The organism is Streptomyces sp. NBC_01622 (assembly GCF_045209635.1).
GTDB lineage: Bacteria > Actinomycetota > Actinomycetes > Streptomycetales > Streptomycetaceae > Streptomyces.
Map to the genome: position 1 here is coordinate 4,788,512 of NZ_CP109293.1, position 21,794 is coordinate 4,810,305.

The 21,794-nt window shown below is 69.9% G+C and carries 20 protein-coding genes and 2 pseudogenes; 11 read left to right on the forward strand and 11 right to left on the reverse strand.

Annotated features, from left to right (window positions below):
- The first annotated feature begins 22 nt into the window (after positions 1-22).
- From OH768_RS21470 to OH768_RS21480, 3 genes are all read left to right on the forward strand, one after another.
- On the forward strand, positions 23-1,402 hold the full coding sequence (locus tag OH768_RS21470) for a hypothetical protein (RefSeq protein ID WP_406455932.1): 1,380 nt from the start codon (positions 23-25) through the stop codon (positions 1,400-1,402).
- A 108-nt stretch (positions 1,403-1,510) separates the two neighbouring features.
- A complete protein-coding gene (locus OH768_RS21475; RefSeq protein ID WP_406455934.1) occupies positions 1,511-3,142 on the forward strand; it encodes a penicillin-binding transpeptidase domain-containing protein in 1,632 nt (543 codons plus the stop codon).
- 182 nt (positions 3,143-3,324) lie between these two features.
- On the forward strand, positions 3,325-4,947 hold the full coding sequence (locus OH768_RS21480) for a penicillin-binding transpeptidase domain-containing protein (protein ID WP_406465390.1): 1,623 nt from the start codon (positions 3,325-3,327) through the stop codon (positions 4,945-4,947).
- A gap of 20 nt (positions 4,948-4,967) precedes the next feature.
- Here OH768_RS21480 and OH768_RS21485 read toward each other — a convergent pair whose 3' ends face one another.
- Positions 4,968-5,321 (reverse strand): SsgA family sporulation/cell division regulator, encoded by a 354-nt coding sequence (locus OH768_RS21485; RefSeq protein WP_406455936.1) that lies wholly within the window; start codon positions 5,319-5,321, stop codon positions 4,968-4,970.
- 170 nt (positions 5,322-5,491) lie between these two features.
- Here OH768_RS21485 and OH768_RS21490 point away from each other — a divergent pair, with 170 nt between their 5' ends.
- The 7 genes from OH768_RS21490 to OH768_RS21520 all read left to right on the forward strand — a co-directional run bounded on the left by OH768_RS21490 (position 5,492) and on the right by OH768_RS21520 (position 11,854).
- Entirely contained in the window at positions 5,492-6,523 is a 1,032-nt protein-coding gene (locus OH768_RS21490) for an energy-coupling factor ABC transporter permease (protein ID WP_406455938.1), read from the forward strand.
- A 1-nt stretch (position 6,524) separates the two neighbouring features.
- Positions 6,525-7,322, forward strand: coding sequence for a cobalt ECF transporter T component CbiQ (cbiQ, locus tag OH768_RS21495; protein ID WP_406455940.1), 798 nt, complete (start codon positions 6,525-6,527; stop codon positions 7,320-7,322).
- The gene (locus tag OH768_RS21500; RefSeq protein ID WP_406455942.1) at positions 7,298-8,074 is read left to right on the forward strand and encodes an energy-coupling factor ABC transporter ATP-binding protein; all 777 of its coding nucleotides are present in this window, start codon (positions 7,298-7,300) and stop codon (positions 8,072-8,074) included. The genes cbiQ and OH768_RS21500 overlap by 25 nt, the downstream gene beginning before the upstream one ends.
- On the forward strand, positions 8,071-8,538 hold the full coding sequence (locus tag OH768_RS21505) for a MarR family winged helix-turn-helix transcriptional regulator (protein WP_406455944.1): 468 nt from the start codon (positions 8,071-8,073) through the stop codon (positions 8,536-8,538). The genes OH768_RS21500 and OH768_RS21505 overlap by 4 nt, the downstream gene beginning before the upstream one ends.
- Positions 8,539-8,666: 128 nt before the next feature.
- The gene (locus OH768_RS21510) at positions 8,667-9,113 is read left to right on the forward strand and encodes an organic hydroperoxide resistance protein (protein WP_406455946.1); all 447 of its coding nucleotides are present in this window, start codon (positions 8,667-8,669) and stop codon (positions 9,111-9,113) included.
- A gap of 37 nt (positions 9,114-9,150) precedes the next feature.
- Complete coding sequence (locus tag OH768_RS21515; protein ID WP_406455948.1) at positions 9,151-10,314, forward strand: serine hydrolase domain-containing protein; 1,164 nt, start codon at positions 9,151-9,153, stop codon at positions 10,312-10,314.
- Between the two features lie 67 nt (positions 10,315-10,381).
- The gene (locus OH768_RS21520; RefSeq protein ID WP_406455950.1) at positions 10,382-11,854 is read left to right on the forward strand and encodes a metallophosphoesterase; all 1,473 of its coding nucleotides are present in this window, start codon (positions 10,382-10,384) and stop codon (positions 11,852-11,854) included.
- Between the two features lie 102 nt (positions 11,855-11,956).
- On the opposite strand, the gene OH768_RS21525 is transcribed toward OH768_RS21520, so the two are convergent.
- The 8 genes and pseudogenes from OH768_RS21525 to OH768_RS21560 all read right to left on the reverse strand — a co-directional run bounded on the left by OH768_RS21525 (position 11,957) and on the right by OH768_RS21560 (position 20,360).
- Positions 11,957-14,710, reverse strand: a complete 2,754-nt coding sequence (locus OH768_RS21525; protein WP_406455952.1) for a phosphoesterase — start codon at positions 14,708-14,710, stop codon at positions 11,957-11,959.
- Positions 14,711-14,723: 13 nt separating this feature from the next.
- Positions 14,724-16,073, reverse strand: coding sequence for an ABC transporter permease (locus tag OH768_RS21530; RefSeq protein ID WP_406455954.1), 1,350 nt, complete (start codon positions 16,071-16,073; stop codon positions 14,724-14,726).
- Positions 16,070-17,032 carry an ABC transporter ATP-binding protein gene (locus OH768_RS21535; RefSeq protein ID WP_406455956.1) on the reverse strand — a complete coding sequence of 321 codons (963 nt, stop codon included), beginning with the start codon at positions 17,030-17,032 and terminating at the stop codon, positions 16,070-16,072. Before OH768_RS21535 ends, OH768_RS21530 begins: the two co-directional genes overlap by 4 nt.
- A gap of 120 nt (positions 17,033-17,152) precedes the next feature.
- Positions 17,153-17,998 (reverse strand): DMT family transporter, encoded by an 846-nt coding sequence (locus tag OH768_RS21540; protein ID WP_406455958.1) that lies wholly within the window; start codon positions 17,996-17,998, stop codon positions 17,153-17,155.
- A complete protein-coding gene (locus tag OH768_RS21545) occupies positions 17,995-18,516 on the reverse strand; it encodes a YbaK/EbsC family protein (protein WP_406455960.1) in 522 nt (173 codons plus the stop codon). The genes OH768_RS21540 and OH768_RS21545 overlap by 4 nt, the downstream gene beginning before the upstream one ends.
- A 502-nt stretch (positions 18,517-19,018) precedes the next feature.
- Positions 19,019-19,465: a hypothetical protein gene (locus OH768_RS21550; protein ID WP_406455962.1), complete on the reverse strand. Its 447-nt coding sequence runs from the start codon at positions 19,463-19,465 to the stop codon at positions 19,019-19,021.
- 266 nt (positions 19,466-19,731) lie between these two features.
- Positions 19,732-19,917, reverse strand: a complete 186-nt coding sequence (locus OH768_RS21555; RefSeq protein ID WP_406455964.1) for a DUF397 domain-containing protein — start codon at positions 19,915-19,917, stop codon at positions 19,732-19,734.
- Between the two features lie 64 nt (positions 19,918-19,981).
- Positions 19,982-20,360 (reverse strand): annotated as a pseudogene (locus OH768_RS21560) (Scr1 family TA system antitoxin-like transcriptional regulator).
- 76 nt (positions 20,361-20,436) lie between these two features.
- Here OH768_RS21560 and OH768_RS21565 point away from each other — a divergent pair.
- Positions 20,437-20,554: pseudogene (locus OH768_RS21565) on the forward strand (ATP-binding protein); the annotation flags it as partial.
- Here OH768_RS21565 and OH768_RS21570 read toward each other — a convergent pair.
- Positions 20,544-21,098, reverse strand: coding sequence for a cysteine hydrolase family protein (locus tag OH768_RS21570; RefSeq protein WP_406455966.1), 555 nt, complete (start codon positions 21,096-21,098; stop codon positions 20,544-20,546). The pseudogene OH768_RS21565 and the gene OH768_RS21570 sit on opposite strands and share 11 nt — an antisense overlap.
- Before the next feature lie 39 nt (positions 21,099-21,137).
- Positions 21,138-21,698 carry a hypothetical protein gene (locus OH768_RS21575; RefSeq protein WP_406455968.1) on the reverse strand — a complete coding sequence of 187 codons (561 nt, stop codon included), beginning with the start codon at positions 21,696-21,698 and terminating at the stop codon, positions 21,138-21,140.
- Between the last annotated feature and the right edge of the window lie 96 nt (positions 21,699-21,794).

Here is a 21,794-nt window from a genome sequence, read left to right on the forward strand (position 1 = left end):
CGAGGCGGGGGGAAAGAACGACATGGACGATCACCTCGACGCCGCGCTCAGAGCGCTGTCCTGGAACGCGGCCACACCGGGCAGCGTGCTGCTGCGACTGCTCAAACTTGACCACCAGGACGTGCGGAGGGCCGTCACCCAGCGCGCCGGCCTGCCGCCGGAGGTGGTCGACGCGATCCTGGCGGACCCCGATCACAGGCTCCGGCAGGACTTCGCCGACAGTGCCGCCGCCGACCCGGCCCAGCGCGCCCGGCTCGTCGACGATCCGCACCCGAAGGTCCTTCTCGCCCTCACCATCGGTCCGACGCCGTACCGGGGCCGGGTGGAGCCGCTGCCCGACTGGGCGTACGAGCGGCTGCTGAAGAACCCGGACGAGCGCATCCGCCGCGAGACCGTCGTGTCGTACCTCGTCCCCGCCCGTGTCCTGGCCGGCCTGGCGAACCATCCCGACAGCGCCCTTCGCACGGCGGCCTGCCGCGCCTGGGAGGAACTGCCGGACACCACACGCGAGTTGCTGCTCCGGGACGACGACCTGAAGGTACGGCAGGCCGCCGCCGGGCAGGTCTGCCGCGAGGACGCGGAGCGGACGGCGTGGCTGGTCGAAAGCCTCGGCGGCTCCTACCTGGTGAACGACGTACTGCGGACCGGGCGACTGAGCCGCGAGCTCGCCGAGCAGCTGGTGGCCCAGCCACGCCCGGTCCCGGTGGCGGCAAACCCCTCCCTCCCACCGGATCTCGTACGCCGGCTGGCCGTCGACCCGGACCCGTACATCCGGCTCGTCGTCTCCGCCCGGCCGGAACTGACGGAGGCGGAACGCGCGGCCATCGACTACACCGTGGAGCCCGAGGCACGCCTGAACACGCTGGACTGGGTGCGGGACGCTTGCGAGGACGTCGAGGTGCTGCGTCGGTGTGCGACGTCCGCGCACACCTGGCTGCGCCGCAGCGCCGCGGTGTGCCCGGCCCTGCCACCGGACATGGTCGAACTCCTCGCCCAGGACGAGGACTTCGCCGTACGGCTGCTCCTGTGCGAGTTCCATCCCGAACCGCCGCCGGAGCTGCTGCTCGATCTGTATCTGCACGGCACTCACCGCGCCGTGGCGATGCTGATCGCCAAGCCCGGGTTCCCGTCGGCGGGAATGGCGGCCCGCTTCCTGGACTCCCCGGATCCGGACCACCGCCGGCTGGCGCTGCGTGATCCAGCGCTGACCCCGGAGGACCTGGACCGGCTCAGCCGTGACGGCGGGCCGCGCGGGCTTGCCGCCCGGGACCCGCGCCTGCCACTGGCCCGGATCCGTGAACTGCTCGCCGACCCCGACCTGGTCGGCTCCGTCGCCTGCAACCCCGCACTCCCGGCCGAGGAGATGCACCGACTCCTCGACACCGCCGGGGTGCCCGCCTGATCGGCCATTCACCGGTCTCCGTTAAGACAACAAAAGGCAACACCCCTCACAGCTTTCCCCCACGCCACTTACAGTTCGAAGGACTGTTAACGGGGAGGGGACCGCGCAATGCGCAAGGGGGTAAAAGCCACCGTCATCGGCAGTGTGTTCGCCGTGATGGTGTCGGGGGCGGGGTACGGGGCGTACAACCTCGTGTCCGCGCTGGGCGGGAGTTCGGGTGTGGGGGGTTCCGGCGGGCCCGCGCCCGTGAAGACCGGGCCGCCGAGCGCGTCGGAGGTCAAGGAGACGACGGCGAAGTTCCTCGCGGCCTGGGAGAAGGGGCAGGCGGTGACGGCGGCGTCGTACACGAACAACGACGCGGCGGCCGACCCCGTGCTGGAGTCCTACAGCGGGGCCGGGCACATCACCGGGGTGAAGATCACCCCCGGTACGACGACCGGGGCCACTGTGCCGTTCACGGTGAAGGCGACGGTGTCGTACGACGGGAAGTCCAAGCCGCTGACGTACGGCAGCCGGCTGACGGTGGTGCGCGGGAAGACCACCGGGCGGGCGCTGGTCGACTGGCAACCGTCCGTCGTGCACCCGGAGTTGAAGACCGGCGACACCTTCGTCACCGGTGAGTCCGCGAGCCCGGCGATCGAGGCCGTGGACCGGAACGGGACCGTGCTGACCAAGGAGAAGTATCCGTCGCTCGGGCCGATACTCGACGAGCTGCGCTCCAAGTACGGTGACAAGGCGGGCGGTTCGCCCGGTATCGAGCTGGCGATCAAGCACCAGGCCGAGGGGTCTGCCGACACCACGCTGCTGACCCTGGAGAAGGGAAAGACCGGCAAGGTGCGTACGACGCTCAGCGCGAGCGCGCAGGCCGCCGCCGAGAAGGCCGTGACGAAGTACTCGGAGTCGTCGATCGTGGCCCTGCAGCCGAGCACTGGGCAGGTGCTTGCGGTCGCCAACAACCGCAACGACGGCTTCAACGCCGCGTTCCTGGGGCAGTTGGCGCCCGGCTCGACCATGAAGATCATCAGCGCTGCCACGCTCATCGACACCGGGCTGACGACGATGAACGGCCCGGCGCCCTGTCCGCCCTCCGCGGTGTCGGAGAGTCAGACCTTCCACAACCTCACCGGTCTCAAGCCGGACGAGGGCGCGACGCTCGCCGACAGTTTCGCCCGCTCCTGCAACACGGCGTTCGTGAAGTTCGCCGACTCGGTCAAGGTGGACTCCCTGACCCGGGAGGCCGAGGACCACTTCGGGCTCGGCCGGGACAACTGGAAGACCGGCATCCCGTCCTTCGACGGCTCGGTGCCCGCCTCGGGCGGCCCGGACACCGCGGCCAACCTGATCGGCCAGGGCCAGGTGCAGTTGAGCCCGCTGAACATGGCGTCGGTGACGGCGACCGCGAAGACGGGCACGTTCCGCCAGCCGGTGCTCGTCGCGCAGAGCCTCGACGACCGCCAACTGGCCACCGCGACGGGCCTGTCGGCGAGTACGTCGGCCCAGCTGCGGGCGATGATGTACCGCACCGCGACCAGCGGCACCGCCGCCGGCATCATGGCCGGGCTCGGCCCGAACATCGGCGCCAAGACGGGTTCCGCCGAGGTGGACGGGCAGTCGAAGTCCAACAGCTGGTTCACCGGCTACCGGGGCGATGTCGCCGCGGCGGCCATGACACAGGACGGCGGCCACGGCATCGACGCCGCCGGCCCGATCGTCCGGGCGGTACTGGCGGCGAGTGGCTGAACTCACTCCGCGGGGAAAGTGGACTCACCCGCACAGGACGGGACTCTAGGGTGGGCGTGGTCGTTGGGGTGTGAGAGAGCCGAGGGCGACGGGGGCCCAAAGGGATTCGCGGAGGATCGGGAACTGTGGGCACGAGGGGCAAGAAGAAGGTCGCCGCCGAGCGACGGAAGGCGAGACCCGCCATGGTCGGCGGGGTGATCGCCGTGGCCGTCGTCGGCGCGGGCGTCGGCGCCTACGCGCTGTACGACGGCGGGGCGTCGGCCGAGGCGCGCACGTCGACCACCGCGGACCACAAGGCCATCAAGAAGGGCCCGTTGTCGGCGACGGAGGTGCAGACGACCGCGAAGCGGTTCCTGGCCGACTGGCAGCAGGGCAAGGTCGCCCTGGCCGCCGCCGCGACCGACAAGTCGACGGCGGCCGCCGCGCTGCTCACCGGCTACACGAAGAACGCCCACATGACGGGCATCACCGTCACCGAGGGCGCCCGCACGGGCACCAAGGTCCCCTTCTCCGTGAAGTGCACGGTGTCGTACAAGGGCCTCACCAAGCCGATGTCGTACGCCACTTCGCTCACCGTCGTACGCAGCGCGAAGGACGGCAAGCCGTACGTGCAGTGGCACGCCTCCGTCGTCCACCCGGATCTCGCGGACGGCGACACCCTGGTGACGGGTGAGTCGGGCACCCCGCCGATCAAGGCCTACGACCGGGACGGCGGCGAGCTGACGACGGCCAAGTACCCGTCGCTGGGGCCGGTGCTGGACGGGCTGCGGGAGAAGTTCGGCAAGAAGGCCGGCGGCAAGGCGGGCATCGAGCTGCGGGTGGTCCGGGGCAAGAAGTCCAAGGAGTCCGACAAGACGCTCGTCGAGCTGAGCAAGGGCACACCGGGCAAGGTGAAGACGACGCTCAGCCCGACCCTCCAGGCGGCGGCCGAGACACAGGTCAGCAAGCAGAAGAACTCCTCGGTCGTGATGATGCGCCCGTCGACCGGCGAGATCCTGGCCGTCGCGAACGCCTCGCACGGCTTCAACGTGGCCTTCCAGGGCTCGCTGGCCCCCGGCTCCACGATGAAGATCGTGACGTCGACGATGCTCTTCGAGAAGAACCTCATCACCCCGGACGCGTCGCACCCCTGCCCCAAGACGTACAAGCTGGCGGGCTGGACCTTCCACAACGACGACGACTCGGAGATCAAGCAGGGCACGTTCAAGCTGGCCTTCGGGGCCTCCTGCAACAACGCCTTCATCAACTTCGCGCCCAAGCTGTCCAACAGCGACCTGACGACGGAGGCCCAGCAGGTCTACGGCCTCGGTCTGAACAACTGGGCCATCGGCGTCCCCACCTTCGACGGTTCGGTCCCGGTGCAGAGCGGCGCGCAGATGGGCGCCTCGCTGATCGGCCAGGGCGGGGTCCGCATGAACCCGCTGAACATGGCGTCGGTCGCCTCGACGGTCGACACGGGCACCTTCCACCAGCCGTACCTGGTCTCCCCGACGGTCGACAACCGCACGATCGCGAAGGCCTCGCGCACGATGTCGTCGACGACGCAGTCGGAGCTGAAGGAGGTCATGAAGTACACGGCTGACTACGGCACGGCGGCGAAGGCGATGGCCGGGCTCGGTCCCGACTACGGCGCGAAGACCGGCTCGGCCGAGGTCGACGGCCAGAAGAAGCCCAACGGCTGGTTCACCGCGTACAAGGGCGACCTCGTGGCCGCCGGCGTGGTCCAGGCGGGCGGCCACGGCGGCGACACGGCGGGTCCGATCGTGGCGGCGCTGCTCAAGCTGGGCAGCAGCCTCGGCGGCTGAACCTCAGCGCCTCTGGGAGTTCAGCTCGCGATGGGTGCGGTGGCCATATAGGTCCGCCGCAGAAAGCGCAGGATCGTCTTCGTCTCGAACTGGACGACGGAGACGCCCTGTTCGGAGTGGAACTCGACCACGGCCTGCACCCGCCCGCACGGCCACACGCGCACCTCGCCGCTGCCGGCGGGGGCGCGCAGCCCCTGTTCCAGCAGCGCCCGGTCGAAGGTCCATTCATGCGGTCCGGGCAGGCCGATACGGACGGCTCGCGGATCGGAATCGGGGTCGTACCGCAGGACGACGGGCACGGCGGCGGGGTCCAGCCGGTCCACGTCCTCGTCGGTGACGATATGGGCTCGCGCGTACTGTTCGACTACGGACATCGGGCGGCCCCTTACGCTGAGTGACCTATGTGAAAGCTGTGCATCCGCTCCCACTACCCCAATGTCGCATATTTTCTCGGGAGCGCCCCTCGGGGCGACAGATCTCACATATCGGCAAGAGACTTCCTCGCTCTTGCAAAGGACTCGCAACAAGCATCTAAAATCGTCCCGTGCATGTGCCTGACGGATTCATCGACGCCCCTATATCCGCCGCGACCGGAGCGGTCGCCGCCGGCGCCATCGCCGTGAGCCTGCGCGGTGCCCGCCGCGAGCTGGACGAAAGGACGGCGCCGCTGGCGGGCCTGGTCGCCGCGTTCATCTTCGCCGTGCAGATGCTCAACTTCCCCGTCGCGGCCGGCACCAGCGGCCACCTCCTGGGCGGCGCGCTGGCCGCGATCCTCGTCGGCCCCTACACGGGCGTCCTCTGTGTCTCGGTCGTCCTGCTCATGCAGGGCATCCTCTTCGCGGACGGCGGGCTGACCGCGCTCGGCGTGAACATCACCGACATGGCGATCACCACGACGGTCGTCGCGTACGCCGTCTTCCGCGCCCTGGTCAAGATCCTCCCGCGCAACCGCCGCTCGATCACGGCCGCGTCCTTCACCGCCGCCCTGCTCTCCGTCCCCGCCGCCGCCCTCGTCTTCACCCTCCTCTACGCCCTCGGCGGCACCACCGACGTCTCCCTCGGCAAGGTCGCCACCGCGATGATCGGCGTGCACGTCCTCATCGGCATCGGCGAGGCCGCGATCACCGCGCTGACGGTCGGCGCGGTGATCGCCGTACGCCCGGATCTCGTGTACGGCGCACGCGGCCTGGAGCAGCGGCTGAAGCTGCGCGTGAACGGCGAACTCGTCGACGCCGCGCCCCAGTTGGCCCCCGTAGCCACCGCGCCTACCTCGCACCGCAAGGTGTGGCTCACCGGCCTCGCCGTCTCCCTCCTCCTCGCCGGTTTCGTCAGCTTCTACGCCTCCTCGAACCCCGACGGCCTGGAGAAGGTCGCCGCCGACCAAGGCATCGACCGGGCGGCGAAGGAGCACGCCTCGGCCGACTCCCCGCTCGCCGACTACGGCGTACGCGATGTCGAGGACGCCCGGCTCTCCGGCGGTCTCGCGGGCGTGATCGGGGTCGGCGGCACGGTCGTCGCGGGTACCGGGGTCTTCTGGGCGGTCCGCAGGCATCGCAGCACCTCGCAGGCGGCCTGACGTGGGCGCGGATGGGGGTACCTCCCGCTCGAGCGGAGCCGAGAGTGGGGGAGCCCACCGGCTCTACCGGCAGGGCCACTCGCGGGTCCACGCGTTGCCGCCGCACACGAAGCTGGCCGCCGTGTTCGCGTTCGTGGTGGTCGTGGTGTCGACCCCGCGCGAGGCGATGTGGGCGTTCGGTCTGTACGCCGTGCTGCTCGCGTGCGTCGCGTACGCGGCCCGCGTGCCGGCGGCTTTCCTGCTCCGCCGCCTGCTGATCGAGGTGCCCTTCGTCGCGTTCGCGGTGCTGATGCCGTTCGTGGCGGAGGGTGAGCAAGTGACCGTCCTGGGCCTGGAGTTGAGCGTGAACGGCCTCTGGGGCGCCTGGAACGTCCTTGCCAAGGGCACCCTGGGCGTCGCCGCCTCCGTCCTCCTCGCCGCCACCACCGAACTCCGCGAACTCCTCCTGGGACTACAGCGGTTGAAGCTCCCGCCGCTCCTCGTCCAGATCGCGTCCTTCATGATCCGCTACGGCGATGTCATCACGGACGAGATGCGGCGGATGCGGATCGCCCGCGAGTCACGGGGTTTCGAGGCCCGGGGTGTCCGGCACTGGGGTGTGCTCGCGAAGTCGGCGGGCGCGTTGTTCATCCGCTCCTACGAACGCGGGGAGCGGGTCCATCTGGCCATGGTGAGCCGGGGTTACGCGGGCTCGATGCCGGTGATCGACGAGGTGACCGCCGACCGGGCGCAGTGGTCGTACGCCCTCGCACTGCCCTGTGCCGCCCTTGTCGTATGTCTGTTGGGATGGACGCTGTGACCGATTCCCTTTCGCTGGAGGTCTCCGGGCTGGCCTTCGCCTACCCCGACGGCCATCAGGCCCTGTTCGGCGTGGACTTCACCGTCGCGCGCGGCGAACGCGTCGCCCTGCTCGGCCCGAACGGCGCCGGCAAGACCACCCTCGTCCTGCATCTCAACGGCATCCTCACCGGCGGCGCCGGGACGGTGACGGTGGCCGGACTCCCGGTCGGCAAGCGGCACATGGCGGAGATCCGGCGCCGGGTCGGGATCGTCTTCCAGGACCCCGACGACCAGCTCTTCATGCCGACGGTCCGCGAGGACGTGGCGTTCGGCCCGGCGGCGGCCGGGATGAAGGGCGCCGAGCTGGAGCAACGGGTGTGCACGGCACTGGAGTTGGTGGGGATGGCGGACTTCGCGGACCGCCCTCCGCACCATCTCTCCTTCGGGCAGCGGCGCAGGGTGGCCGTGGCAACCGTGCTGGCGATGGAACCGGAGATCCTCGTCCTCGACGAGCCGTCCTCCAACCTCGACCCCGCCTCCCGGCGCGAACTGGCCGACATCCTGCGGTCGTTGGACGTGACCGTCCTCATGGTCACGCACGACCTGCCGTACGCCATGGAGCTGTGCCCGCGCTCGCTGATCCTCAGCGACGGGGTGATCGCGGCGGACGGGAAGACCGGCGAACTCCTCGCCGACGACGCGCTGATGCGGGCCCATCGTCTGGAGTTGCCCTTCGGGTTCGACCCGCGGTCCGTGACAATGGGCGCGTGACGAACGAGGACCATACGGTTGCCGCGTCGCTGCTCCTCGACGAGCAGCTGTGCTTCGCGCTGTACGCGGCCCAGCGCGCGCTGACGGCCGCGTACCGCCCGCTCCTTGAGGAGTTGGAGCTGACCTACCCGCAGTACCTCGTCCTCCTCGTGCTGTGGGAGCGCGGCGAGAGCACGGTCAAGGACCTCTCGAACGCCCTGCGCCTCGACTACGGCACGCTGTCGCCGCTCCTGAAGCGCCTGGAGGCGGCCGGACTCGTCCACCGCGAGCGCGCCGCGCACGACGAGCGCTCGGTGCTGGTCGCCTGCACGGAGCGCGGCAGTGCGTTGAGGGAACGCGCGGCCCGGGTGCCGGGCGCGCTGCTGGCGGCGACGGAGCTGGAGATGCCGGAGGTGGTCCGCCTGCGCGCGGAGCTGCGGCGGCTGGCGGAGCGCGCGGAGGCGGCGGCGGAACGGGCCCGCTGACCTCGGGTTACCGGCGGTTGCTACCCCCTGGTGGCCATCGGCGCCCTACCGGTCAGTATCTTGTGCACGATGTAGTTGCACACTCTCGTATTTCCGTCTTGTGTTTCCGTTCTGGGGGAGGTCCCGCCATGGCCGACGACACCGCCGTCGACACCCGCCCGACGAAGATCATGTACGTCGCCGAGGCCACCGCCCACGGCGGCCGGGACGGCTATGTCAGCAGCCTGGACGGCCAGCTCGCCCTCCAGGTCGCGATGCCCCCGGCGCTGGGCGGCGACGGCAACGGCACCAACCCCGAGCAGCTCTTCGCGGCCGGCTACAGCTCCTGCTTCCACAACGCGCTGGTCCTGGTCGGCCGTAGGGCCGGCTTCGACCTGACCGGTTCCACCGTCGCCGCGAAGGTCGGCATCGGCCCCAACAAGCAGCGCGGCTACGGCCTCGCGGTCGCCCTGAGCGTCTCGCTCCCGGTGCTCGACCCGGACATCGCGGCGAAGCTGGTGGACGCGGCCCACGAGATCTGCCCGTACTCCAACGCGACGCGCGGGAACATCGACGTCACGATCCTGCTTGGTTGAGGTAGGACAGCGGATCGGCAGGATCAGGAGTGCGGACGTGGACGTGAACGGCGTGGTGGCCGAGGGCTTCGAGCCGGTCAGGGAGGCGTTCGCGGCCAACTTCGACGTACGCGGGGACCGGGGCGCGGCCGTGACGGTGTACCGGGACGGCCACCGGGTCGTGGATCTGTGGGCCGGCACGAAGGACGTCGACGGCACCGCACCCTGGCAGCGGGACACGGCCCAGATCGTCCGCTCGGCGACGAAGGGCGTGGCCGCCGCGGCGCTGCTCCTGCTCGCGCAGCGCGGGGAACTGGACCTAGACGCTCCGGTGGGCGAGTACTGGCCCGAGTACAAGACGGCCGGCAAGGAACGCACCCTGGTGTGGCACCTGCTCGCGCACCGCGCGGGCGTGCCGGTGCTGGACCACCCGCTGACCCCGGCGCAGGCCGCAGACCCGGTGCAGGGCGCCGCGGCGGTGGCGGCGCAGGCGCCGGTGTGGGAGCCGGGCACGGACCACGGATATCACGCGCAGACGTACAGCTGGCTGACCGGTGAACTCGTCCGGCGGGTGACGGGCCGGTCGATCGGTGAGTGGATCGCGGACGAGATCGCGGGCCCGGTCGGGGCGGACCTGTGGGTGGGCCTGCCGCCGGGCGAGACGGGCCGGGTGGGCCGGGTGGCGCAGACCGAGGCGGCCCCGGCGGACGCGCACGCACTCCGCCTCCGCCCCAAGCGCTCGGTCTCCGAGGCGTACGCGAACCCCGACTCCCTCACCCGGCGCGCGTTCGGGGCGATCACCCCGATGCCGGACGAGAACGACCCGGCGTACCGGGCCGCCGTACTCCCCGCGTCGAACGGCATCGCGACGGCGGACGGCCTCGCCCGCGTCTACGCCTCGCTGATCGGCGAACTGGACGGCGGGACACGGCTGTTCACCCCGGAGACGGTCCAGCTGGCCCGCACGGAACGCTCGTCGGGCCCCGACCGCGTCCTGGTGGTGGGCACCCGTTTCGGCCTGGGCTACATGCTGCACGGCGGCGCGTCCCCGCTCCTGTCGGACGGCTCCTTCGGCCACCCGGGCCGGGGCGGCGCCCTGGGCTTCGCCGACCCGGAGTCGGGCATCGCGTTCGGGTATGTGACGAATTCGTTCCGCAAGAGCGTGACGGCTGATCCACGGGCGCAGGCGCTGGTCAGGGCGGTGCGCACCGCCCTGTCGTAGCGCACTGGTACGGCTACGGCTGTCGGCGCCACGGCCGGCGTTCACGACCCTGGGGCAACAATGGGGTATGCGCTGCTGCTTCTCGGCTCCCCTCGCGGCCCTCGCCGCGCTCCCCACCCCCTACGACGTCCTGCGCTCCGGCGCGCTCCTCGCCCCGGCGCTGGTGCGTGCCGCCCACGGCCGGTCCCCGCGCGGCGGATACCGCCAACTGGCCGCCGTCCACCTGGAGTTGGTCACCCTCACCGAGGACAGCGCCATCCTCACCTGGCACACCCGGATACCCGGCACCGACGACGGCTTCGGCCACCCGCTCCCCGCGGTCACCGAGGGCGAGGTCATCTACGGCACCCACCCGGCCCGGCTCAACCGCGTCGCGGCCGAGGACCGGCCCACCGCGCACCACCAGGTGGAGCTGACCGGCCTGGAACCCGGGCAGACGTACTACTACCGGGCGCGTTCCCGGGGCGTGACCGCCGTACCGACGCCGTTGCAGCACGTGCGCGGGAACGCCGTCGGCACCTCGCGGCACGGCCTCGGCTCCCTGACCGGCACGTACTCCTTCACCACGCCCCAGCCCCCGCCCGGCAGGCACCTGTTGTCCATCGCCCTCTGCAACGACCTGCACCTCGGCGAGACCACCGCGGGCCGCATGGCGGGCTTCCCGCTGCTGCGCGGGGTGTCGCAGGCGGCGGGCCTCGCCGCCTATCCGGAGATCATGACCCGGGCCCTGGTCGAGGAGGCCAAGCGGCGCGGGGCGGACGTCCTGCTCGCCGCCGGGGACATCTCGGCGGGCGGATCGCCGCGGGACCTGGCCGAGGCCAGACGCATCCTGGACGGCTTCGGCACGCTCGGCCGGGACTACCTCGTCGTACGCGGCAACCACGACCGTGCGGGGAGCTCCGCCGACACGTTCCACGAGGGTTTCCGGGAGGGCTTCGGCGACGGGCCCGGGTACTTCGCGCACGATCTCGGCGGGCTGCGGATCATCGGGCTCGACACGTATGCCAAGGCCGGCAACGGCGGTGACGCGGGTGGGCTCGGTGAGGAGCAGTTGTCCTGGTTCCGGGGCCGGCTCAGCGCCGAGCCGGACCGGCCGACCGTCGTCTTCGGCCACCATCCGCTGACGGTACGGGACTCCGTGTTTCCGGTGACCCGGGGGCAGCAACTCGATCGGCGGCAGGCGCGGGCGATCGTCGACGCGTATGCCTCGGCGCCGGGGGTCTTTCTTCATCACGCGGGGCACACCCACCGCAACAAGAGGACGACCCTGGTGCGGGCGCCGCATGTCGTGCAGCAGGAGGTCACCGCTGCGAAGGACTATCCCGGGGGGTTTCTGCTGCTGCGCGTGCACTCCGGGGGGTATGCGCTCAACCACTACAAGGCGGGTGGTGTTGAGGCGCGTGAGTGGGGTGAACGGTCGCGGCGGGTGGCTGGGGGGTTGTGGCCGCATCATGCGCTGGGGCGGGCGGCGACGGACCGTAACAGCGTTCGGGCCCATGACCTGTCCGGTGTGGGCTCGTTGGGCGTGTCTGTTGCCTGAGGGATGGGTCGTCGGTTGGGTGCTGCGCCGTTGGGGCTGGGCGCGCAGTTCCCCGCGCCCCTAAAGGCAGGCCCTGCGGGCCGCCTTTAGGGGCGGCGTTTGTCAGCCGTCGTTTTCCGGGGACGGGAGGTAGGCGCCGGGGACGTCATCCGGCGTGTAGAGCTTCTTGTCGCCGGGGTAGGGCTTGGTCCAGTTGTGGGTCTGGTACCAGGTGTAGCGGTTCATCTGGGTGGGGTTGGCGTAGTCGGGGACCGCGTTCGGGCCCGTGAGGCGCTGGTGGGAGGCCCATGTCTTCCACTGGGCCGCGAGCGTTTTCTCGGCCGCCGGGACCGAGACCGTCGTCGGTGCGGGTGCGGCCAGGGTGTTCTGGGCCGCAGGGGTGTCCGGGCCGCAGGACGGCTGGGGGCTCACGCCGAGGGTGAGGGATGTGCGGTTGGGGACCGCGGTGAACGGGGTGTCGTCGGCCTTGCTCGTGAACGCGCCGTACATCGGGGTGGCCGCGCTGTCGAGCTGGTTCATCGGGTGGATGCCGAGGATCTGCTCGATCGTGCGGACCATCGTGATCTGCGAGTAGTAGTGGTCGTCGACCGTGCTGTGGTTGGCGTAGGGGCTGATGACCTGGACCGGGGCGCGGTGGCCGTCGACGTGATCAAGGCCTGCCTGGGAGTCGTCCTCGACGACGAAGATCGCCGAGTCCTTCCAGTACTTGCTGTGGGTGATCTGGTCGACCATCCTGCCGACCGCGAGGTCGTTGTCGGCGACCTCGGCCGCCGCGTTGGCCGGGCCTCCGGTGTGGTCGTTGGAGAACCAGAACATGTTCAGGTTCGCCGGGCCGTTCTTGTCGAAGTCCTGCTGCCAGATCTGCTCTTTGTAGATGTCCGGGACGCCGAGGTCGAAGAGTGGGAAGCCCTGCACCGACACGTCGTTGAGGGAGGGGATCGCCGAGCCCGTCTTGATGGGGTAGGCGGTCTGCGCTCCGGTGGCGGCCATGTTCTTGCTGTCGCAGTACAGGTTCTGCCAGGTCGCGCCGGCCGGCTTGGTCTCCAGCGACTGGAACTCGCCGAAGTCCTTGACGGACTTGCCGACCGCCTGCGCGCCGGTCCAGATGAACCCGGACTTCTGGTGGCCCAGGACGTCGTTCTCGGTGTCGTAGCTGCGCGTGTACTCGCCGGCCGAGGACTCGGTGTACTCCGGGTTGTCCGACTGCATCAGCCAGTTGTGGCCCTCGGCGGAGTTGGTGCCGATGTCGTAGAAGTTGTCGTAGAGCCCGAACTGCTGGGCCAGCGCGTGCTGGTTGGGCGTCACGTTCTCGCCGAACTGGGTGAGCGAGGCGTTGCCGTTGCCCTGCGGGAGGTCGCCGAAGACCTGGTCGTAGGTGCGGTTCTCCTTGACGAGCAGGAAGACGTGCTTGATCGTCGAGGGGTCGCCGAGCCGGGCGGGGACCGGGACGGCCTTCGCGTAGCTCCTGCCCTTGGCCGTGGTGACCGAGCCGGGCGTCCAGCCGTTCTGCTTGAAGACCTTGGCCGTCTGGGACCTGACGACGAGGTCGCTGGGCAGCGTGAACTGCGTCAGGCTCGACGTCGTGTCGTGCGTGTTGTGGCCGGCGGCGTCGGGACGGAGCGCGTCCACGCCACGGGTGTTGGCGACGACGACCTGCTTGCCGATGGCCGTGATTCCCGAGGGGAAGTAGTCGGTGGGGAGCAGGCCGACGTAGCGGGCGGGCTGCTGCGGGGAGCTGTAGTGGTAGACGGCGACCGCGTTGGCGCGGCCGAGCGTGACCAGCAGCCGGCCGTCGTCGGTGAGCGTCACCGCGTTCGGCTCGTAGCCGACGGACGCCTCGGGCCACGGCTGGGTGGCGATGGTCTGGACGACCTTGTCCTTGCCGGTGTCGATGACCGACACGCTGTTGTCGGCGGTGTTGGTGACGAACACCGCGCCCTTCTTGGCGTACACGGCGGTCGGGTGCAGTCCTACGGCGATGGTGCCGACGGCGGCGGACGGGTCCGCGGTGTCGATGACGCTGACCGTGCCGGTGGTGCTGGCGCCCGTCTTCGGGTTCGCGGGCACGTCGGTGCCGTAGGAGTTGATGGTGGTGTCGCCGGCCTTCGCCGGGCGCCCGCCCTCGTTGCTGACGTACAACGTGCCGCCGACCAGGGCGATTCCGCGCGGGGCGGTGCCGACTGCCCAGCTCTGCTTGATGGTTCCGGTCGCCGCGTCGATGGCGACGACCTTGTTCTGGCCGTTGACCGCCGAGTAGACGGTGGAGCCGTCGGCGGAGAACACGGCCGCGCCCACGAGAGCCTGCTTGGCACCGTCGGCCGCGATCGGGACGGCGGTGGGGCTCGCGAGGGTGCCGTCGGCGTTGACGGTGAACTTGGTGTAGCCGCCTGCCTGCCCGAGCCACAGCTGCTTGCCGTCGGGCGAGTAGGTCGGGCCCTCCTGGCCGACGGCACCGCTGCTGATGCGCAGGTCGTCCGCCGTACTGGTGCCGATCTTCTGCTTGATCTGACCGGTAGTCAGGTCCATGACCACCAGAGAGGCGTCGCCGTCGGCGACCGAGGCCGCGAGCCGGGTGCCGTCCGGGCTGACCGTCGACGACATGATCTTGCCGTCGTTGATGACGGTGCGGCTGCCGTACGGCTTGATGTACTGGTCGCTGGAGATGACTTGGCCGTTGGCCGTGGTCTGGCCGACCTGCTGGGTGCCGAACTGGTATGTCGAGGCGACCGCCGTGCCCGTGACACCGAGGGCGACGGCGATACCCGTCGTCACCAGCAGTGCCCGGCGGCCGACGTGTCTGCCGAAGAGGTTGACCTGTTTCTTCTCGATGATCCGACGTCGACGGATTACCTGCACGGAACTGTTCCCTTCACTGGGTGTCGAGCAGCTCGACGATGCCGTCGAACTGCCACAGCGGATTCGGGGCGTCACCGGTCGAAGTCCGCACCAGGAAGTAGCCGTTGACTTCCTTGGGACCGTCACCGTCCGCCACGAACCGCCCGTCAGAGGTGATGTCGAGCTGGTAGATCGCCGACCCCGTGACCGCGACCCCGGGGAGATGCCAGCTCACGACGCAGCGCCAGTCGTTGCCCGCGCCCTCCTGGGCGGCCTGGCCGTCGCTCTTGGTGCACGCCGCCGAGGTCCGCAACTGGGCCTCGGTGACGGCGGGCCGGTGCAGCTGCCCGGTCTGCAGGCGATAGAGGTGGGCGAACACCGTCGCGAGGGACTTCTGCACCTTCCCCTGCTCGATCCCGGAGCCCGTCGACGGTGTCGCCACGGCGACCGCCCCCACGGTGACGGCGGTCAGCGCGGCCAGCGGCAGCACGCCGAAGGTGAACGCGCGGCGCCCGGAGCCGTCGTCGGCCGGGTTGGTGAAGTCCCGCCGTACGAACAGGAGATGGGCGAGGACGGTGGCGAGCACCGTCCACGCCAGGCTGACCGCGACGGCGATCAGCAGCGGGGTGAGCTGGGCCGGGCTGGTGAACAGGCCGTTCCAGGCGATGAAGGCATAGCAGGGCAGGGCGAGACGCACGGCGACGGGCAGCGGCAGCATCTGGGCGACCTGCATCGCGAGCGCGACCAGCACCGGCAGCAGCAGCCCCATCGAGGACCGCCCCAGCGCGACCGACCCGAGGAGGCCGATCGCGGCCAGCGCCAGGGTCGGGGCGAGGGCACAGAGCCAGGCGAGCAGGACCCGGCCGGCCGCGTCACCCGGCGCGAGCAGGTGGCCGTCGAGACCGACCAGCGGCTGGTTGCCGACGGCCAGGAGCCCGCCGACCGTACTGGAGACGGCCAGCCCCGCCACCAGCGCCAGGATGACCGTGACACTGGCCAGGGCCTTCGCCACGAAGATCCGCGCGGGCGAACGGACCGCCACCAGCAGATGCCGCCAGGTGCCGAGCCGGTCCTCGGCCGCGAACACATCGCCCGCGACGAGCGAGGTCAGCAGCGGGAGCGCCCAACTGCCCGCGAACCCCAGCATGACCAGCGGCCCGGCCCACCCCGTGGCGTGCATCCAGCGGCCGAAGAGAGTGTCGGAGGGGAGGGTGCTCTGCCCGCTCACCCCGGCGACGAAGAGCGCGGGCGCGACCCAGCAGGCAAGCACCAGCAGCCGGATCCGCCACTGCGAGACCAGCTTGACGAGTTCGAAACGGTAGCCGCGCGCGACCGAGACACGGCGGGCCACGACGACGGGTTCGACGACGGCGGTCACGGTCACCGGCCGACCTCCTGCTGCTGTTCCTGCCGCTGTTCTTGTTCGGTGAGCGCGAGGAACGCGGCCTCCAACGGCGATACCACGGGGGCGAGTTCACGCACGGCGATGCCCGACCGCACGAGCTGGGCCACCAGTTCGTCGAGGGCGGGTGTCAGCGCGCGTACGACAAACACGTCGGCGTCCTGCCGTACGACGCTGTCGTCGACGATCCGGATGCCGGCGGTGTCGGCGGCGAGCCGGCGCGCGGCCCCGGGGTCGGACGTCCGCAACCGGTAGTCCAGTTCACGGCTCTCGGCGGCCAGCTTGCTCAACGGGCCGGAGAACACGACCCGTCCGGTGGCGAGGATGGTGACCTCCGAGCACAGCGCCTCCAGATCGTCCATACGGTGGCTGGAGAGCACCACGCCGGTTCCCTCGGCGGCGAGTCTGCTGAGCACCCCGTGCACATGTCTCTTGCCCGCCGGATCAAGGCCGTTGGACGGTTCGTCGAGGACGAGCAGCCGGGGTCTGGTGAGCAGTGCGGCGGCGAGCCCGAGGCGCTGGCGCATCCCGAGCGAGAAGCCGCGGGCCCGGTCGTCGGCGACATCGGTGAGCCCGACCTGGTCGAGCACGTCGTCGATCCCCGCCGTCCGCGCGTCATGGCCGCGCAGTGCGGCCAGCGCGGCGAGGTTCTGCCGGGCGGTGAGCGAAGGGTAGAGGCCGGGCCCGTCCACGAAACCGGCCACACCGTCGGGGGCGGCGAACGCCCGCCCGACCTGCTGACCGAGGATCTCCAGCCGCCCGCTGTCGGCGACGGCCAGCCCCAGCAGCAGACCGAGCAAGGTGGTCTTGCCCGCCCCGTTCGGCCCGACCAGACCATGGATCTGGCCCTGCGTCACATCCAGATCGACACCGTCGAGCGCGACGACATCGCCGAAGCACTTGGTGATCCCGCCGGCCCGGACCGCGTGGAGTGTCTCCATGAGCCCCTTCTTTCGAATCCTCAGGGACCCTAGGGGCACCACACATCACACACACAGACAGCCGTCTGAACGCCCATGGAACGGATCGTCAAGTCGTCGACAAGCCCGGTGAAGAAACGGTCAACCCGCCCGCAGCATCAGCCCGATCCCGGCCACCAGCAGCACGGCGGCGGCGATACGCGGCGCCCCGAACCGCTCCTTGAAGAAGACCGCCCCGATGGCCGCCCCGACGATGATCGACGACTCGCGCAGGGCGGCGATGGGTGCGAGGTCCGCGCGGGTCTGGGCCCACAGGACGAGTCCGTACGCCAGCACGGACAAGACGGCACCGAGAAACCCGACGGCGGCGAACGGCCGTAGCTCCGAGAGGAGTTGACCGCGCCGAAGGTAGAAGGCGTAGGCCGGGATCATCCACCCCTCCGCCGCCATCAACCAGGCGATGTACCCCAGCGACGACCCCGAGGCGCGCACACCCAGCCCGTCCAGGACGGTGTACGTGGCGATCGACAGCCCCGTCGCCAACGCGGCCCCGATCGCCGCCCAGTTGGGCCGCCGCCCGCGCATCCCCCACAGCGCGACACCGGTCAGCCCCGTGCACGACAGCGCGATACCCGCCGCCGCCCACCCGTCGGGCACCTCGTGTGCGAAGAGGGCGGCGAAAACGGTGACGACAAGGGGCGCGGTGCCGCGCGCGATCGGATAGGCCTGCCCGAAGTCCCCGAGCCGGAACGACTTCATCAACAGGAGTGTGTAGGCGAGATGAATGAGCGCGGAGGCCCCGATATACGGCCACGCGCCGGCTTCCGGAAAGGCCGTGAACGGCACGAGCGCCAGCCCGATGACCGTGCCGCCGCCCGTGATGAGCGTGAACCCGACCAGCTTGTCGGTGATTTGGTGCGCGAGGGCGTTCCAGCAGGCGTGCGTGACGGCGGCGAGCAGGACGGCGGCGGCGACCAGTGGCGTCACAAGGTCTGCTCGCGCACGTCCACCAAGGTGGCACCGGCGTACGCGACAAGTTCCTTCGGTTCCATGGGAAACACAGCATGCGGATTGCCGGCGGCGGCCCACACGACATCGTGCGCGAGCAGCGAACGATCGGCGAGCACACGAGTCTTCGTACGGTGCCCAAAGGGCGGCACGCCTCCGATGGCATACCCCGTCGTCTCCCGTACGACATCTGCCTTGGCCCGCGTGACCTTCTCGACGCCGAGCTCCTCCCGAACCCGCTCCACGTCCACTCGCGATGCCCCGTCCATCAGCACCAGAACCGGTACCCCGTCCGCCGCGAAGATCAGGGACTTGCAGATCTCACTCAACTCGCACCCGATCGCGGCGGCGGCCTCCGCGGCGGTACGCGTCGCGTCCGGAAAGCGCCGGATGCTGCTGAGGAGTTCCCCGAGTCCCAACTCCCGCAAGGCTTCGGCGAATCGGGGGTTGGCGCCGGAGTCTGAGTCCTGGGTGTTTTCGCTGCCGTTCGTGGTCATGTACCGCACGCTAGCGGGGGGTGTACTGGGCCTGCGACTGGGTTCTTGCCGTTGGGCCACTCGCTTCTTTGCCAGTGTCGGGCCTCCACGGACCGAGTAAAGGGCGCTCCCTGCGGTCGCGTCGGCTTCGCCGATGACCCTGCGGGCCACCCTTGACTCGCTCCGCTCCAGCCCGTTGAAGAAGCGAGCGAGCGGCCGGGAAGAATGGGGGGCCGAGGTCCGCCAGCCCCTCACGTCGGCTACGTCCGCAACCGGCGGAGAGGGACGCATCCGCGCCTCGCCAGCACGCCGGGCCGGCTTAGCGGCCAACCGCGAGTGGGTGGACCCCAGGGACAGGGCCGGGGGTGGGGGGGTGGGGTAGGGGGTCTGAAAAAGTGTGTCACTTTCCATCCAAAGCGTCACACTTTTTCAGACCCACCACCCCACCCCCCTCTCCCCACCACCGTCTTCATTGGTCATTGGCTTCGCAATGGGGGTCCCTGGCCTTTTCGCCATGCCCCAGTCACCTGGCCTGCGGGTCTGCAAGGAGAACGACTCGATCAGCCTCGACGTCGAAGCCGAGCACCGGATGGCCGTACTCACCCTCCGGGTCCATGAGTACCGGCTTGCCCAAACGGCGGTCCTGGCCTTGCAACTCCCGCAGGTCGACGTCGAAGTCGACTTCGTCGCCGGCATGGAAACGGAAGATCGCCAACACATCGGCCGTCGGCCAGACCCGCAGCTCCGGGCACTCGGCATCCGCCGCACGGGACAGCACGGCCTCCGCCCGGGGCACTGGAAGCACCCCCTCCCCCTCGGAGTACTGGCACTTCCAGCCCTTCTCCGCCACAAGGTCGAGGACCGCCTGCCAGTCCTCCACCGAGGCATTCGGGACACGCGCATCCGGCAACGACCCCACCAAGTCCAGGTCGAAGAAACACTTCACGTCATCCCACAGCACCGCGAGCACCCCCCCACCGGCCGTTGGCCGCAAGCCCACCCGGCGTGCTGGCGAGACGCTGACGCGCCCCGCTCCGCCGGTTGCGGACGAAGCCGACGTGCGGGGCCGGCAGACCTGGGCCCCCCATTCCTCCGGGCCGCTCGCTCGCTTCTCAAACGGGCTGGAGCGGGCCGGGTCAAGGGTGGCCCGCAGGGCCATCGGCGAAGCCGACGCGTAGCGCCCTTGACGCGGCCCGTGGAAGCCCGACACTGCCAAAGAAGCGAGTGGCCCAACGCTCACTTCGAAACGAACGCGACGAACTCGCCCCAAACGGGAGCGGAGAGAGCGAGCTCCATAGCCAGCTTGTTCTTGGAGTCGCGAACGTGGATCGCGGTGGCGGTGGTGGCCACTTCAACGCAGTCGCCGGGTTCGTTGTCGTCGCTGTAACTGCTCTTGAACCAGTGGAGTTGCGTGGTGCTCATAGACGCCCCAGTACTCGTTCGATGAACTCTCTTGATTCTTTGGGTGTGAGAGCCTGCGCCCGGATCATTCCATAGCGCAGCTCAAGAATCCGAAGGTCCCTGGGGTGCTCAACCGAACGTCCGTTGAACGCCCCGCAGAACGCCCGATCGCCGTGCCGTCAGCGAACTTCAGCACCTGGATCCGGCCCGATCCGCCGGCATGCTCCTCAAGGTCGGTCGGCATGACCTGAAGTGAGACCTGCCTCAACTGCGATACCTCCAAGAGGTGTTCGAGTTGTCGCCGCAGAACTTCCCTTCCTCCGATGGGGCGTTCGAGTGATACGGGCGGCTGTTTCCCGCTCCACGACCTCTTCGCTGTGTGGGGGCTGCCTCATCGCGAAAAGGTTCCGCATGTACTCCGGCGCCTGCAGCAACCCGTTGATGTTGTGGCTGCTGTAGAACATCAACTCAACGGCCCGCTCCTCCAGGTGCACCCACTCCCGGGGCTTCTTCGTGCCCCGGATCGCTCCGGAACCCGTTCCGGACGACGCGGAGTCGGGGCGGGGGCTGTTGTTGGTGGAATGCGCTGGCCGACCGTTGGGGCGTGGCCGAGGGCGCGCGTCCGCGCAAGACGGTCTGGGCCGAGGTCAGGTTGTGAGGGCGACGTCCTTCGTCGGCTCGACTCCCGCCGTGCGGCCGGGGCCGGTGTGGTACTTCCAGTAGAGGTTCGTGTGGGCGATGACCTGCTCCGGCGGCGGCGCACCCCACTTGCTCAGGTCCGTGGTGGTGTGGGCGTCGCCGACGAGTGTCACGTCGTAGCCGCGGGTGAACGCGCTGTGGAGTGTGGAGCGGATGCACGCGTCGGTGGACGCGCCTGCCACGACCAGGCGTCCGACCTGGGCGGCGGCCAGTACCTCCTCCAGGGTGGTGTCGTCGAAGGAGTCCGGGTAGCGCTTGTGGATCAGGGGTTCCTGGTCGCGGAGGGTCAGTTCGGGGACGTACTGCCAGCCCTCGCTGCCCTTCGGCACGTTCTCGTCGGAGTGCTGGACCCAGATGACCGGGACGTCTTCCTCGCGTGCCCGGTCGGCGAGTGCGGCGATGTTGGCGACGACCGCGTCACGCTCGTACGCGTCGGCCACGACGGCGACCTGGACGTCGATCAGCAGGAGTGCGGTGTGGGGCCGTTCTGCGAGTGTGGTCATGTCCGACACGCTAGTCCGGCCCACTGACATCGGCCCGGTTCAGATCGGTCTGAAGCTCGGTTCCACGGATTCCGGTTCATCCAGTTCGTCGAGTTCATCCAGGTCATCCAGATCGAACTCGCCGTCCGGGTCCACGTCCCGCAGTCGCTCGATGAAGTCGAGGACGAACGCGGTGAACGGCCCCTCAAAGACCTCCAGTTCCAGGCCGTGGCTGTCGGTGACGACCTTCCACTGGTCGGGGTCCGGGTCGCAGGGCCAGAAGAAGTGCTCGTTGCCGGAGTGGTCGTAGCCCCAGGAGATCAGGCCACCGGGTTCCGGGTGGACGGGGAAGGAGTGCAGGTCCGGTGCGCGGCGCCGGGCCGCGGCGCGTCTCTCGTGGACCTGGCGCATCCGGTCCAGGAGCGGGCTGTCGCCGCGCGGGTGGAAGACCACCAGCTCGTCGCAGATCACGCCCGTGCCGTAGGTGTCGAGGAGCGTCGTGAAGTCGGTGGGCAGTGGCGAGGCGACGTACGCCTCGATCTCGGTCCAGTCGTCGGGGGACGGGGGCCTTGCCTCGGTCGACGGGCCGAGCAGCCGTACCAGATCGTCCAGTGCTGTCACGGCCGTAACCCTGTCACCGACGCGATCTGCCGCGCCATCCGAACTCGGTGGCGCGGCAGATCAGTTGTCCGGTGCCTCAGTGCCTCGCGGCAGCCG

What these genes read in the sequence shown, in the direction of transcription:
- OH768_RS21470 (WP_406455932.1), top strand. Translation starts at nt 23, where the DNA reads ATGGACGATCACCTCGACGCCGCGCTCAGAGCGCTGTCCTGGAACGCG.
- OH768_RS21475 (WP_406455934.1), top strand. Translation starts at nt 1,511, where the DNA reads ATGCGCAAGGGGGTAAAAGCCACCGTCATCGGCAGTGTGTTCGCCGTG.
- OH768_RS21480 (WP_406465390.1), top strand. Translation starts at nt 3,325, where the DNA reads ATGGTCGGCGGGGTGATCGCCGTGGCCGTCGTCGGCGCGGGCGTCGGC.
- OH768_RS21485 (WP_406455936.1), bottom strand. Translation starts at nt 5,321, where the DNA reads ATGTCCGTAGTCGAACAGTACGCGCGAGCCCATATCGTCACCGACGAG.
- OH768_RS21500 (WP_406455942.1), top strand. Translation starts at nt 7,298, where the DNA reads ATGTCTGTTGGGATGGACGCTGTGACCGATTCCCTTTCGCTGGAGGTC.
- OH768_RS21510 (WP_406455946.1), top strand. Translation starts at nt 8,667, where the DNA reads ATGGCCGACGACACCGCCGTCGACACCCGCCCGACGAAGATCATGTAC.
- OH768_RS21520 (WP_406455950.1), top strand. Translation starts at nt 10,382, where the DNA reads ATGCGCTGCTGCTTCTCGGCTCCCCTCGCGGCCCTCGCCGCGCTCCCC.
- OH768_RS21535 (WP_406455956.1), bottom strand. Translation starts at nt 17,032, where the DNA reads ATGGAGACACTCCACGCGGTCCGGGCCGGCGGGATCACCAAGTGCTTC.
- OH768_RS21545 (WP_406455960.1), bottom strand. Translation starts at nt 18,516, where the DNA reads ATGACCACGAACGGCAGCGAAAACACCCAGGACTCAGACTCCGGCGCC.
- OH768_RS21555 (WP_406455964.1), bottom strand. Translation starts at nt 19,917, where the DNA reads ATGAGCACCACGCAACTCCACTGGTTCAAGAGCAGTTACAGCGACGAC.
- OH768_RS21570 (WP_406455966.1), bottom strand. Translation starts at nt 21,098, where the DNA reads ATGACCACACTCGCAGAACGGCCCCACACCGCACTCCTGCTGATCGAC.